Origin of the sequence: Paracoccus solventivorans, assembly GCF_900142875.1 — a bacterium.
Classification (GTDB): domain Bacteria; phylum Pseudomonadota; class Alphaproteobacteria; order Rhodobacterales; family Rhodobacteraceae; genus Paracoccus; species Paracoccus solventivorans.
Window position 1 is genome coordinate 396,850 of record NZ_FRCK01000001.1, and the last position, 13,709, is coordinate 410,558.

11 protein-coding genes are annotated in these 13,709 nt (G+C 69.8%); all 11 read right to left on the minus strand.

Features of this window, described 5'->3' with window-relative positions; all coding sequences use genetic code 11:
* Position 1 precedes the first annotated feature (1 nt).
* Positions 2-1,426, minus strand: a complete 1,425-nt coding sequence (gene murC / locus BUB57_RS01945) for a UDP-N-acetylmuramate--L-alanine ligase (protein ID WP_073061101.1) — start codon at positions 1,424-1,426, stop codon at positions 2-4.
* Positions 1,423-2,532, minus strand: coding sequence for an undecaprenyldiphospho-muramoylpentapeptide beta-N-acetylglucosaminyltransferase (murG, locus tag BUB57_RS01950; RefSeq protein WP_073061161.1), 1,110 nt, complete (start codon positions 2,530-2,532; stop codon positions 1,423-1,425). Before murG ends, murC begins: the two co-directional genes overlap by 4 nt.
* Positions 2,529-3,695 (minus strand): peptidoglycan glycosyltransferase FtsW, encoded by a 1,167-nt coding sequence (locus BUB57_RS01955; RefSeq protein WP_073061164.1) that lies wholly within the window; start codon positions 3,693-3,695, stop codon positions 2,529-2,531. The genes murG and BUB57_RS01955 overlap by 4 nt, the downstream gene beginning before the upstream one ends.
* A gap of 278 nt (positions 3,696-3,973) precedes the next feature.
* Entirely contained in the window at positions 3,974-5,395 is a 1,422-nt protein-coding gene (gene murD, locus BUB57_RS01960) for a UDP-N-acetylmuramoyl-L-alanine--D-glutamate ligase (protein WP_073061168.1), read from the minus strand.
* Between the two features lie 132 nt (positions 5,396-5,527).
* Positions 5,528-6,607 carry a phospho-N-acetylmuramoyl-pentapeptide-transferase gene (gene mraY, locus BUB57_RS01965; protein WP_073061171.1) on the minus strand — a complete coding sequence of 360 codons (1,080 nt, stop codon included), beginning with the start codon at positions 6,605-6,607 and terminating at the stop codon, positions 5,528-5,530.
* Between the two features lie 5 nt (positions 6,608-6,612).
* Positions 6,613-7,995, minus strand: a complete 1,383-nt coding sequence (locus BUB57_RS01970; protein ID WP_073061176.1) for a UDP-N-acetylmuramoyl-tripeptide--D-alanyl-D-alanine ligase — start codon at positions 7,993-7,995, stop codon at positions 6,613-6,615.
* Positions 7,992-9,479: a UDP-N-acetylmuramoyl-L-alanyl-D-glutamate--2,6-diaminopimelate ligase gene (locus BUB57_RS01975; protein WP_073061179.1), complete on the minus strand. Its 1,488-nt coding sequence runs from the start codon at positions 9,477-9,479 to the stop codon at positions 7,992-7,994. Before BUB57_RS01975 ends, BUB57_RS01970 begins: the two co-directional genes overlap by 4 nt.
* Before the next feature lie 12 nt (positions 9,480-9,491).
* Positions 9,492-11,294, minus strand: a complete 1,803-nt coding sequence (locus tag BUB57_RS01980) for a peptidoglycan D,D-transpeptidase FtsI family protein (protein ID WP_073061182.1) — start codon at positions 11,292-11,294, stop codon at positions 9,492-9,494.
* Positions 11,295-11,299: 5 nt separating this feature from the next.
* Entirely contained in the window at positions 11,300-11,722 is a 423-nt protein-coding gene (gene ftsL, locus BUB57_RS16975; RefSeq protein WP_234951948.1) for a cell division protein FtsL, read from the minus strand.
* Positions 11,722-12,684, minus strand: coding sequence for a 16S rRNA (cytosine(1402)-N(4))-methyltransferase RsmH (rsmH, locus tag BUB57_RS01990; protein ID WP_073061185.1), 963 nt, complete (start codon positions 12,682-12,684; stop codon positions 11,722-11,724). Before rsmH ends, ftsL begins: the two co-directional genes overlap by 1 nt.
* Positions 12,684-13,190, minus strand: coding sequence for a division/cell wall cluster transcriptional repressor MraZ (gene mraZ, locus BUB57_RS01995; RefSeq protein WP_073062039.1), 507 nt, complete (start codon positions 13,188-13,190; stop codon positions 12,684-12,686). The genes rsmH and mraZ overlap by 1 nt, the downstream gene beginning before the upstream one ends.
* Positions 13,191-13,709: the final 519 nt, after the last annotated feature.

The window sequence follows — 13,709 nt, forward strand, 5'->3', positions numbered from 1 at the left end:
CTCAGGCCGCCCTCGCCGTCAGCCGCTCGGGCAGGGCATTGGCCCAGACCGAGATCGTGCCCGCGCCAAGGCAGACCACCATGTCGCCCGGCCGCGCCTGTTCGCGCACCAGCCGCTCCAGATCGCCCTCGTCCATCACCGCGCGGGCGTGGCGGTGGCCGTGCGCGATCAGCCCGGCCACCAGATCGTCGCGTTCGGCGCCGGGGATCGGGTCCTCGCCCGCACCATAGACCTCGGCGATGGCGACCACGTCGGCCTCGTTGAAGCAGGTGCAGAAATCGTCGAAGAGCGAGGCGAGCCGCGAATAGCGGTGCGGCTGGTGGACGGCGATCACCCGGCCCTTGGTCGCCTGCCGCGCGGCCTTCAGCACGGCAGCGATTTCCACCGGGTGGTGGCCGTAATCGTCGATGATGGTGATCCCGTTCACCTCGCCCACCTTGGTGAAGCGGCGCCCGACGCCGGCGAAACCCGCCAGCGCCTCGCGGATCTGGGCCTGTTTCATCCCCAGATGCCGGGCCACGGCGATGGCGGCCAGCGCGTTCGAGACGTTGTGGTCGCCCGGCATCGGCAGGGTGCAGCCCTCGATCACCGGGATCTCGCCGTCCTCGCCGCGCTCGCCCTGCAGCGCCACGTCGAAATGCGCGATGCCGTCCTCATAGCGCAGGTTGATCGCACGCACGTCGGCCTGCGCGTTGAAGCCGAAGGTGACGACGCGGCGGTCGGTGACGCGGCCGACCAGCCCCTGCACCTCGGGGTGGTCGGTGCAGCACACCGCCAGTCCATAGAAGGGGATGTTCGACACGAAATCGGTGAAGCCCCTGCGCAGCGCGTCGAAATTGCCCCAATGCTCCATATGCTCGGGGTCGATGTTGGTCACGATGGCGATATCGGCGGGCAGGCGGTTGAAGCTGCCGTCGGATTCGTCGGCCTCGACCACCATCCATTCGCCCGCGCCGGCGCGCGCGTTCGAGCCGTAGGCGTGGATGACGCCGCCGTTGATGACCGTCGGGTCCAGCCCGCCCGCATCCAGCAGCGTCGCCACCATGGTGGTGGTGGTGGTCTTGCCGTGGGTGCCGGCGATGGCGATGTTCGATTTCAGCCGCATCAGCTCGGCCAGCATCTCGGCCCGGCGTACGACCGGCAGGCCGCGGCGGCGGGCCTCTTCCAGCTCGGGGTTGCCCTTCTTGATGGCGGTCGAGATCACCACCACCTCGGCCTCGCCCAGATTCTCGGGGCGCTGGCCCTCGAACACGGTGGCGCCCAGCCGCTCCAGCCGGTCGGTGATCTTGGAACGTTTCGCGTCCGAACCCTGCACGCTGTAGCCCAAGGTCAGCAGCACCTCGGCGATGCCGGACATGCCGATGCCGCCGATGCCGACGAAATGGATCGGGCCGAGTTCGCCCGGAAGTTTGGTGGCTGCGTTCATGGGCTCAGTTCCGTCACAAGGTCATGCAGGCGGGCCGCCGCATCGGGGCGGCCCAGCGAAAGCGCGGCTTGGGCCATGGTGCGGGCGCGCTGGCCGTCCGTCAGGATCGCCCGCAGATCGCGCGCCAGGCTTTCGGTGTCCAGCACCGATTCCGGCAAAAGCACCGCTGCGCCGGATTCCGCCAATGCGCGGGCGTTGGCCGACTGGTGGTCCCCCGCAGCCGAGGGATAGGGAATGAGGATCGCGGGCCGCCCGATCACCGTCAGGTCGGCAAGCGACGAGGCGCCGGCGCGGCTGACCACCAGCTGCGCGCGCGCCATGCGTTCGGGGACGTCGGCAAAGAACGGCTGCACCTCGGCCGCGATGCCGGCATCGGCATAGGCGCGGGTGACGCGATCCGCGTCCTCGGCCCGGGCCTGATGGCTGACCTGCAGCCGCGCGCGCAATTCCTGCGGCAGGGCGGCGACGGCGGCGGGGACGACATCGGACAGGCGGCGCGCGCCCTGGCTGCCGCCGATCACCAGCAGATGCAGCGGGCCGTCGCCCGGCGGCTCATAGGGCGCGGCGGCATGGTCCAGCACCGCCTGGCGCACCGGGTTGCCGACATGGGTGCCGCTGATCCCCTCGGGCAGTTCGGTGGGCCAGATGCCGCAGGCCACCCGGTTCACGCGGCGGGCAAAGATGCGGTTCACCCGCCCCATGATGCCGTTCTGTTCGTGGATCATCCGCGGCACCCCCAGCAGCGAGGCCGCGCCCAGCGCCGGGATCGAGGGGTAGCCGCCGAACCCCACCACCACCGCGGGGCGGTCGCGGCGCATGGCCCGGACGGCCGACGCCAGCCCCTGCCCGATACGGAAGGGTGCGGCCAGCTTGCCGAGCGCGCCGCCCCGCGCGGGCGTGGCCGAGCGCACGATCTCGCGCACCACCTGCGGGGGAAAACCGGATGCATAGCGGGCGCCGCGGTCGTCGGTGGACAGCTTGACGCGCCAGCCCTCGGCCAGCAGCCGTTCGGCCAGCGCTTGCGCGGGGAACATATGGCCACCGGTGCCGCCGGCCGCGATCAGCGCCAGCCGCCCCCGTTGCGCCGGGTCGTGTGCAGCGCTCATCGTCCGGCCCGTCCCAGCACGTCGGACAGCACGCTTTGCGGGCGCGAGCGGGTCAGCGCCAGCAGCACCCCCAGCGTGATCCCCGAGGCGATCACCGACGAGCCGCCATAGCTGACGAAGGGCAGCGTCATCCCCTTGGCCGGCAGCAGCCGCACCGCCACGCCCATGTTGATCAGCGCCTGCACGCCGAATGCGCAGGCCAGCCCCACCCCGGCGATGCGGGCAAAGGGATCGCGTTCGCCGACCAGCCGCAACAGCGAGCGCACCACGATCGCCCCGTAGAGCGCGATGATCGCCATCACCATGACAAAGCCGAACTCTTCGGCGGCGACGGCGATGATGAAATCGGTATGGGCATCGGGCAGCGACCATTTCACCGTGCCCTCACCCACGCCGACGCCGAAGAACCCGCCTTCTTGAATGGCGTTTGTGGCATAGCCGATCTGGGTGCGGGGATCGACCTCGGCCGACAGGAAGCCGTTGATGCGGCGGGCGAAATGCTCACTGTTGGCATAGGCGAACATGCCGCCGAGGCCCGCCAGCCCGATGGTGCCGGAAATCAGCACCACCGGCGCGCCGGCGACAAAGAACATCACCAGCCAGGCGAACAGCACCAGCGAGGCCTGGCCAAAGTCGGGCTGCATCGCCAAGAGCCCGATCACCACCGCGGCGACGAAAAAGGAATACAGCCGCCCCGGCGGCCCGCCCACCGCCTGCGACGAGGCCATGAACCAGGCACACAGCGCGATGAACCCGGGCTTGAGGAACTCGGACGGCTGCACCGAGGCGAAGCCAAGGCTGAGCCAGCGCGTCGCCCCCTTGCCGAAATCGGTGCCGATGACCGGCAGCGCCAGCACCGCCAGGAACGCGCCGGCGAACAGCAACACCCCCAGCCGGCGCACCATCTGCGGCGACAGCATGGAAATCACCAGCATCACCGCCAGCGCCACGCCGCCGAACACCGCCTGCCGGGTGACATAATAGAACGAGGGCAGGTTGTTGCGTTCCGCCAACGGCACCGAGGCGGCGAGCCCCAGAAGCAGCCCCAGCGCGAACAGCGCCACCACGCAGCCCAGCGACCATTTGTCCACCGTGCGCCACCAGCGCGGAAGAATCGGATCGCCCACCCGCACGGGCGTGGCGCCAAAGACCATCTCGGTCATGGGTTCACCGCTGTCACTGCCTCTGCTCTGCGCCCGGTTCGGCCCGGGTCTGGGCGGCAGGATAGCGCGGATGGGCGGATGGCGCTAGGAATGATTGCGTGAGGCGCTGCCGTCCTGCGCCGCGGTCTCGTAACGTCGCTGCCGCAGCGGGGGCCAGCCCCCGCACCCCCGGGATATTTTCACACCAAAGACGAGGCCGGCCGCCGCTTGCTCTTCGGGCGGTCCCAAATATCCCGGGGGAGGCACGAAGTGCCGGGGGCAGCGCCCCCATTGCCGGATCAGCCCGGCGTGTCTTCGCCCGTTGCCAGCGCCTGCACCAGCGCGGTGAAATGCTCGCCGCGCTTCTCGAAGTTCGGGTATTGGTCGAAGCTGGCCGAGGCGGGGGCCAGCAGCACCGTATCGCCCGGCTCGGCCTCGGCGCTGGCGCGGGCGACGGCTTCCTCCATCGTGCCGACGACCTCGTGCGGGGTGTCGGACAATTGCAGGGCAAAATCGCGGGCCGAGTGGCCGATCAGATAGGCCTTGCGGATGCGCGGGAACAGCGGCGCGAGCGCGGCGATGCCGCCCTCTTTCCCCATGCCGCCGGCAATCCAGCGGATATTCTCGAACGCTCCCAGCGCCTTTTGCGCCGAATCGAGGTTGGTCGCCTTGGAATCGTTGACCCAGCGCACGCCGCCGATCTCGGCCACGGTCTGGCTGCGATGCGGCAGCCCGGCAAAGCTGTGGAAACCGGCCTCGATGTCGCGCGGGGCCAACCCGACGCTGCGGCAGGCGGCCCAGGCGGCGCAGGCGTTCTGGTGGTTATGCGCCCCCGGCAGGCCAGTGATGGCGCGCAGGTCGACCGAGGCGATCTGCCGCCCCTTGCGCCATTCCGCCAGGAACCCCTTGCGGGAAGAGACCGACCAGCCGAACCCATCCAGCTTCTGCTCGACCGAGATACGGATCACCCGGTCGTCCTGCGGCGACTGCCCCATCTGGTTGGCCAGATAGCGGCCCTCGTCCTCGTCCACGCCGATGATGCAGCGGTCGGGGCCGCCCTCGGCGAACAGTCGGCGCTTGGCGGCGAAATAGCCGCCCATGCCGGAATGGCGGTCCATGTGGTCGGGCGACAGGTTGGTGAACACGGCCACGTCCGGGGTCAGCGCCCGGGCAAGATCGGTCTGGTACGAGGACAACTCCAACACCAGCACCTCGGCATCGACGGGCGGGTCCAGCGCCAGCACCCCGGTGCCGATATTGCCGCCCATCTGGGTCGGACGGCCCGATTCGCGCAGGATGTGGTGGATCAGCGCCGTGGTGGTGGATTTCCCGTTCGAGCCGGTGACGCAGATCACCCGCGGGGGCGTGTCGAACGCCGCCCAGTCGGCCGCGCCGAAGCTGCGGAAGAACAGGCCGATGTCGTTGTCGACCGGCACCCCGCGGCGCAGCGCCTGCGCGATCGCTGGATGCGGCTGCGGATAAAGATGCGGGATCCCGGGCGAGGTGATCAGCGCATCCACCGGATCGCGCCAGCCCGCGTCGCGGGTCAGGTCGGCCAGCGCCAGCCCCTGGGCCTCGGCCTGGGCGCGGGTCTCGGCGCTGTCGTCCCAGGCGATGACGCGGGCGCCGCCGTCGCGCAGTGCCGCCGCGGTGGCCCGCCCCGAACGGCCGAGGCCGAGAACGGCGATGGTCTGGTTGGCAACGCCCTGGACGGGGATCATCGGTTGGGTCCTTGCGGGTTGGGATGGACCGGGGGCCAGCCCCGGGCCACTACCGTGGCCTTGTTCGCTGAAAACAATCCACTGGATTGTTTTTCGGGCGCTCGCAAGCCCGGGATATTTGAGGACAGAAGATCAGCGCAGCTTCAGCGTACTCAGCCCGATCAGCGCCAGGATCACCGCAATGATCCAGAAGCGGATGACGATCTGCGGCTCGGCCCAGCCCTTTTTCTCGAAATGGTGGTGGATCGGGGCCATCAGGAACACGCGGCGGCCGGTGCGCTTGAAATAGGCGACCTGGATGATCACCGACAGCGCCTCGACCACGAACAGCCCGCCGACGATGGCCAGCACGATTTCATGCTTGATGCAGACCGCGATGGCGCCCAGCGCGCCGCCCAGCGCCAGGCTGCCGGTGTCGCCCATGAACACCGCCGCGGGGGGGGCGTTGTACCACAGGAACCCCAGCCCGCCGCCGATCAGCGCGGCGACGAAGACCGCGATCTCGCCCGTGCCGGGGACGAAATGCACGCCCAGGTAGTTGGCGAAATTGGCGTGGCCGACCAGATAGGCGATGATGCCGAAGGTTGCAGCGGCAACCATAACCGGGCCGATGGCCAGCCCGTCCAGCCCGTCGGTCAGGTTCACCGCATTGGCGGCGCCGACGATGACGATCATCGCGAAGGGGACATAGAAGATCCCAAGGTTGATCAGCACGTTCTTGAGGAACGGCAGCGCCAGCTGCCCCGACAGCGCCGGCGTCTGCAGCCACATCACCGCCAGCCCCGCCAGCGCGCCGACCAGCAGCCCCAGCCCCATGCGGATGCGTCCCGACACGCCGTCGTGGTGGTGCTTGGTCACCTTGGCGAAGTCGTCGGCAAAGCCGATGGCGGCGAATGCCGCCGTCACCAGTAGCACGATCCAGACATAGGCATTGTCCAGCCGCGCCCAGAGCAGGGTCGAGATGAACAGCGCCGACAGGATCAGGATGCCGCCCATGGTCGGCGTGCCCGCCTTGGCGAAATGGTCGGGACCGATCTCGCGCAGCGGCTGGCCCTTTTTCTGCTTGACCCGCAGCCAGTCGATGATCGGCCGCCCGAAGACGAAGCCGAACAGCAGCGCGGTAAAGAACGCCGCCCCCGATCGGAAGGTGATATAGCGAAACAGGTTGAACAGGCCGCCATCGTCGGACAGGTCCGCCAGCCAATACAGCATGATTTTCAGCCCTCGTTACTTGTTGGCGGCGTCTGGCGCGCCTTGCGGATCGCGTCAACCACGCTGGCGACGCGCGAGCCCTTGGAGCCTTTCACGAACACGACATCGCCGTCCTGCACCAGCTCGGCCGCGCGGGCGCAAAGCTCGGCGGCATCCTCGGCCCAGAGCCCGCGGCGGGTTTCCGGCAGCGCCTCGAACAGATGGCGCATCCTCGGGCCGCAGGCGTGGACCAGCGCAACCTGTTGCATCTGCGGGAAATCCGCGACGGCGCGGTGCAGGGCGAACTCGTCCTCGCCCAGTTCCAGCATGTCGCCAAGGATCGCGACCCGCCGGCCCGCGGGCATTGCGGCCAGCGTCGCCAGCCCGGCGGCAAGGCTGGTCGGGTTGGCGTTATAGCTGTCGTCGATCAGCGTGATCCCGCCGATCTGTTCGACCCCACCGCGGCCCTTGTAGGGGCGCCAATCGGACAGGCCGCGCGCCGCGGCCGCGGGATCGGCCCCCAGCGCCGCGACGGCTGCCAGCACGCCGACCGCGTTGCCGGTGAAATGCGCGCCGGTGGTGGCGAGGGTGAAATCGACCGCCCTGCCCCCGATCTGCGCGCGGACGCTGGTCCTTCCGTCCGCGACCTGCGCCGACAGGGTTTGCGCCTCGGCATCAGCGCCGAAGCGGGTGACGGCGGCACCGGCCGCCTGCGCGGCGGCGAGCAGGATCGGGGTGACGTCCAGCCCCTGCGGGATGATGGCGTGGCCGCCGGACTCCAGCCCCTCGAAAATCGAGGCCTTCTCGGCGGCGATGCCGTCAAGCGAGCCGAAGGCCTCCATATGCGCGGGGGCGACGGTGGTGATCATGGCGACATGCGGGCGGGCCATGCGCGACAGCGGCGCGATCTCGCCGGGGTGGTTCATGCCAAGTTCAAGGATGGCGAAATCGGTGTCCGCGGGCATCCGCGCCAGGGTCAGCGGCACGCCCCAGTGGTTGTTCAGGCTGGCCTCGGCCGCGTGCACCCGGCCCAAGGGCGCCAGCGCCGCGGCGGCCATGTCCTTGGTCGAGGTCTTGCCGACCGAGCCGGTGATCGCCAGCACCCGCGCGCGGGTCCGGGCGCGGGCGGCGCGGCCCAACGCTTCCAGCGCCGGCACCACGTCCGGCACCAGCAGCAGCGGCGCATCGGGGGGAACGCCCTCGGGGATGCGGCTGACCAACGCGGCGGCAGCGCCTTTTTCCAGCGCCTGCGCCACGAAATCATGGCCGTCGCGCGCGTCCTTCAGCGCCACGAACAGATCGCCCGGCCGCAGGGTGCGGGTGTCGATGGAGATGCCCTCGGCCGCCCAGTCGGCGGTCGCGCGCCCGCCGGTGGCCGTGGCGGCGTCCTGCGCGGTCCACAGCGTCATATCATGCCATCCAGCGCGGCCACGGCCACCGAGGCCTGTTCCGCATCGTCAAAGGGAAACACGTCCGAGCCGATGATCTGCCCGGTTTCATGGCCCTTGCCGGCGATCAGCAGCGCATCGCCCGGCTCCAGCACGTCGACGGCGCGCAGGATCGCCTCGGCCCGGTCGCCGACCTCGGTCGCCTCGGGGCCGGCGCCTTCTAGCACCGCGGCGCGGATGGCGGCGGGATCCTCGGTCCTTGGGTTGTCGTCGGTGACATAGACCACATCGGCGTATTCGCGCGCGGCGGCGCCCATCAGCGGGCGCTTGGCGCGGTCGCGGTCGCCGCCGGCGCCGATCACCGCGACGATGCGGCCCATCACATGTGGGCGCAGCGATTGCAGCGCCGCGATCACCGCGCCGGGCTTGTGGGCGTAGTCGACGAACACCGCGGCGCCGTTGGCGCGGCGGGCGGCCAGCTGCATCCGGCCGCGCACGGTTTCCAGCCCCGGCAGCGCCGCAAAGACGCGATCCGGGTCGGCGCCGGTCGCCATGCACAGCCCGGCGGCACAGAGCACGTTTTCCGCCTGGAAGCCGCCGATCAGCTCCAGCCGGACCAGATGCGTACGGCCGTGGGCGGAAAACCGCAGCTCTTGCCCGGTGGCGTCGTAGCGCTGGCCGAGGATGCGCAGGTCGCAGCCCTCGCCGCGGCCGTAGGTAGTCACCGCCAGCCCGCGGGCCCGCGCGATCCCCGCCGCCTGCCGGCCGCGCTCGTCATCGGTGCAGATCACCGCCGCGGCGCCGGGTTCGAGGATATGGTCGAACAGCAGCGCCTTGGCAGCGAAATAGCTGTCGAAATCCTGATGATAATCCAGATGGTCCTGGCTGAAGTTGGTGAACGCGCCCGCCGCCACCCGCACCCCGTCCAGCCGCCGCTGGTCGAGCCCGTGGCTGGACGCCTCCATCGCGGCATGGGTGACGCCGGCGGAAGCGGCCTCGGACAGCACCCGGTGCAGGGTGATCGGCTCGGGCGTGGTATGGGCCAGACGCGCGGAATAATCGCCCTCGACCCCCATGGTGCCCAGGCTGATCGCGCGCAGCCCCAGCGCCTGCCAGATCTGGCGGGTGAAGTTGGTGACCGAGGTCTTGCCCGAGGTTCCCGTCACCGCCACCACGGTCTCGGGCTGCGCCTCGAACCACAGCGCCGCGGCCCCGGCCAGCGCCGCGCGCGGGTCCTCCGCCACCACCAGCGCCGCCGGGCTGTCCGCAAGCACGTCCGCCGCCATTGCCGCGCCCTGCCGGTCGGTCAGCACCGCCGCCGCGCCCTGGCGCAGCGCATAGCGGATGAATTCGGCCCCGTGGACGGCCGAGCCGGGCAGCGCCGCGAACAGATATCCGTCGCGCACCTGCCGCGAATCGACGGCAAGGCCGGTGATCTGCGGGTCGCGCCCGTCCGCTGCCCTCAGCCCCAGCAGGGACAGTTTCTTTCCGGTTTTATCCGCCATCAACCCTTGTCCTTATCTTGCCGAAATCCTTACGGCATCGGCCGGACGAGGTTCAATGACGGGCAGTTTCACGTCATCGGGACGCAGCCCCAGCATCGGCGACAGCCGCTCGACCAGCGCGGCGGCGACCGGGGCGGCGGTGGCGCCGGCGGTGCGCAGCTCGCCCCCGCCCGCGACCGAGACCTTGGGTTCGTCCAGCGTCACCACCAGCACATAGACCGGCCGGTCCGCAGGATAGATCGCCGCAAAGGTCGAGACGTTGCGGTTCTTGTAATAGCCGCCGCCGGGGCGGGGCTTGTCGGCGGTACCGGTCTTGCCGCCGACCTGATAACCGGGAACCTCGGCCTGACGCGCGGTGCCCTTGGTCACCACATAGCGCAGCAGGTCGCGCGCGGCGGCGGCGGCGCGCGGCGACAGCACCTGTTCGCCCTGCACCGGTTCCTTGCGGTGGACCAGCGTCGGGCGCACCCGGCGGCCGTCGTTGGCGATGGTGGCATAGGCCGCGGCCAGGTGCAGGGGGCTGGCCGCCAGCCCGTGGCCAAAGGACACCGTGGCCGCGGTCACCGCCGGCCAGCGCCGCGGCACGATGGGCTTGCCGGTCGGCGCCTCGGTCATCTCGATCGGGGTCGGCTCGAAGAACCCCAGCTCCTTGAGGAACTGCTGCTGGCGTTCCGGCCCCAGCATCTGCGCGATCCGCACCGTGGCGACGTTCGAGGATTTGCCGATCACGTCCTTGACCGACAGGTCGCGGCCATAGTTGTGGAAATCATGGATCAGGTATTTCCCGATCTTCATCGGAGAGCTGGCGTTGATCATCGTGTTGACGTTGATCAGCCCCTCGTCGATGGCCTGCGCCACCGGGAAGATCTTGAAGGTCGAGCCGAGCTCATACTGCCCCTGCACCGCGCGGTTGAACAGCGGGCTGTCCGAGGGATCGCCCTTGAGCAGGGGCTTGGGCCGGTCGTTGGGATCGAAATCGGGCAGGCTGGCCATGGCCACGATCTCGCCCGAGGCCACCTCCATGAGGATGCCGGTGGCGCCCTTGGCGTTCATCACCTTCATGCCGTTGGCCAGCACCTCCTCCATCGCGGCCTGCGCGGTCAGGTCGATGGAGAGTTGCAGCGGCGCGCCCGCATTGGCCGGGTCGCGCAGCCAGCCGTCAAAGGCTTTCTCGACCCCGGCCATGCCCAGCACCTCGGCGGAACTCACGCCCTCGGCCCCGAATTGCGAACCGCCGAGGATGTGGCTGGCCAGGTTGCCGTTGGGATAAAGCCGCATCTCGCGCGGGCCGAACACCAGTCCGGGCTCGCCGATGTCGTGGACGGCCTGCATCTGTTCGGGCGAAAGCTTCTTCTTGATCCAGACGAACTTGCGCTCTCCGGTCAGGTCGCGCTTCAGCCGTTCGGCGTCGAGGTCGGGAAAGATCTTCGCCAGCTTCGCCGCCGCGGTGGCGGGGTCCACCAGATCCTGCGGATGCGCGTAAAGCGCATGGGTGGACAGGTTCGTCGCCAGCACCCGCCCGCGCCGGTCCACGATGTCGGCCCGCTGCGAGATGATCTGCGCGCCCGAGGCATGGGTGCGCGGCTCGCTGGGCTGGCTGGACGCCAGCGTCCCCATCCGCAGCCCCACCGTGCCAAAGGCCAGCATGAAGCCCAGCACCATCCACTTGATCCGCCCCTCGGCCCGGCGGCGGGCGCGGTCCTGGATTTCGGCGTGGCGACGGGCGCGCAGCTCGGCCTCGATCTCGTCGGGGTCCTGACCGGCCTGTCGGGCGCTGAGGATGCGGGCCAGCGGGCGCAAGGGGGTGCGGATCATGGCAATCACTCCTGCGGGGAACGGTCAGCGACAGAGGGGACGGCAAAGCCGGGGCGGAACGGGCGCGGCGGCGGCGCGCCGTGGTTGTTGGACGGCAGGGGCGCCACCCAGTCGTCGTCCTCGGGCGGGGCAGGCAGGTCGGGCGGCGGATAGTCGATGTTGCGCGGGCCACCGAACTGGTTCGACTGCACCGGCGCCAGCCGCAGCCGCTCGAAGTTCATGTCGACCAGCTGGCGCAGCCGCTCGGGGCGGTTGAGATAGGCCCATTCCGCCCGCAGCACGCCCAGCGTCTCGCGCAGCCCGGCGATCTCGCGCTGGACGGACTGCATCTGGTCGACCTGCGCCTGGGTGCGGTAGTTTTCGCGATAGGCCCAGAACGCCAGCGCCATCACCACCAGCGCCGCGGCAAGGTAAAGCAGCGGCCGCATCACACACCCCCGGGCAGCCGCGGCAGCCCCAGACGCGCCGGATCGGCGCGGCCGGCGGGGGCGTCGGTGCGCACGGCGACGCGCAGAAAGGCGGAACGCGCGCGGGGGTTCGCCGCCAGCTCGGCCGCATCGGCGCCGATGGCGCGGCGGAACGGCAAGGTGAAGGCGGGCGGGTCCAGCTGCGCCACCGGCGCATGGCGGCTGCCGCCGCCGGCGGCATTGGCGCGCGCCTGCATGAAGCGCTTGACCACGCGATCTTCCAGCGAATGAAAGCTGACCACCGCCAGATGCCCGCCGGGCTTCAACGCCCGCTCGGCTGCCTCGAGCCCCGCCAGCAGCTGGCCGAATTCGTCGTTCACCCAGATGCGGATCGCCTGAAAGCTGCGGGTGGCGGGGTGGCTTTGCCCCGGTTTCGGGCGCGGCAGGCAGGATTGCACCACCTCGGCCAGCTGCGCGGTGGTTGCCAGCGGCCGCGCGGCGACGATGGCGCGGGCGATGCGGCGGGCGGCGCGTTCCTCGCCATAATAATGCAGCACATCGGCGATGCGCGATTCGTCCGCGGTGTTCAGCAGGTCGGCGGCCGAGGGCCCCGCCTGCCCCATGCGCATGTCCAGCGGCCCGTCGCGCAGAAAGGAAAACCCGCGCTCCGGCTGGTCGAGCTGCATCGAGCTGACGCCAAGGTCCAGCACCACCCCGTCCACCGGCTCCCCGGCCAGCACGTCCAGTTCCGAAAACGTGCCCTGCACCAGCCGCAGCCGGTCGCCGTAGTCCCCGGCCCACTCGGCCGCCATCGCGAACACCGCCGGGTCGCGGTCGATGCCGATCACAAGCTCGGCGCCCGCCGCCAGCAGCCCGCGCGCATAGCCGCCCGCGCCGAAGGTGCCGTCCACCCACGTGCCGCGGACGGGGGCAACCGCCGCCAGCAGCGGGTCCAGCAGCACGGGAACATGCGGGGCGTCCATCAGCTTTCGGCCGCCGGCGCGGGCGGCAGCAGCGACAGCGGGTCGGCGCCGGGTTCCAGCGCTGGCATGTCGGCCTGGATGGCGGCCAGGTCGGCCTCGTGCGTCTCGGGGGTCGAGACCTTCAGGTAATCGCCCTGCGCCATGAAGAACACGCGATCTTCCAGCCCGATCTTTTCGCGCAGCCGCTGCGGCAGCACCAGCCGGCCGTCGGCGTCGATCTCGGCCTCTTCCGACAGGCCGTTCATCAGGGTTTCCAGATAGCTGCGCTCGGCCGAGCCGCGGGGCATCCGGCTGATGCCCTCGTCGATCTCGTCGATGGCTTCCATGGTGTAAAGCCGCAGATGCGTCCAGTCGGCGAAACCGTAGACGACCACCAGCTGGGCGCGGTTGCGGCTTTGGAAATCGGGATCGGCGGATTCGAAGACGCGGCGAAACCGGGCGGGGATCGAGACGCGCCCCTTGGCGTCGACCTTGACCTCTTCCGAGCCTCTGAACCTGCGTGCCAAGCCCGCCACCTTCCCACTGTCCATTCCCCGAAAACGGGCCCCGGAAACGGGAAAGGGCGGATCGGGCTGCTGCCACTGCCCGATCCGCCGCCCTCGTCCCATCACTGGGCCCCGAAGTTTCGGGGGATCGCCCGGTCCGCCGCGCCACCTTTGGGGGAAGGTGCTGCTCGCACGGCGGCCGAGTCGTTTTTGCGGATGGCGGGAGCCTGTATGAAGCCTGCCTCTGGCTGGGGTCTTGTCGCCCCTTCACTGCCCGTCTTCCGTAGGGACAGGGATGCCATGGGAAATCATGGGAAGCAATGGGCTTGTGATGGGAGCGACGGAACTCCGCCGAAACCCATCACGGGAACGCGACGGGAACACCGACGCGGCCGCGCAAGCAGATTTGCAGATATAGGTAAAGCAGCCCCGAACTACGACTAGATATAGTGGCGCAGCGACTGTGGCAGAATAGGCTCAGTATTGGAGTTATCCACAGGCAACTCGCGCAGGGCGGGCAAAGCACCCCGCACAAGCCGG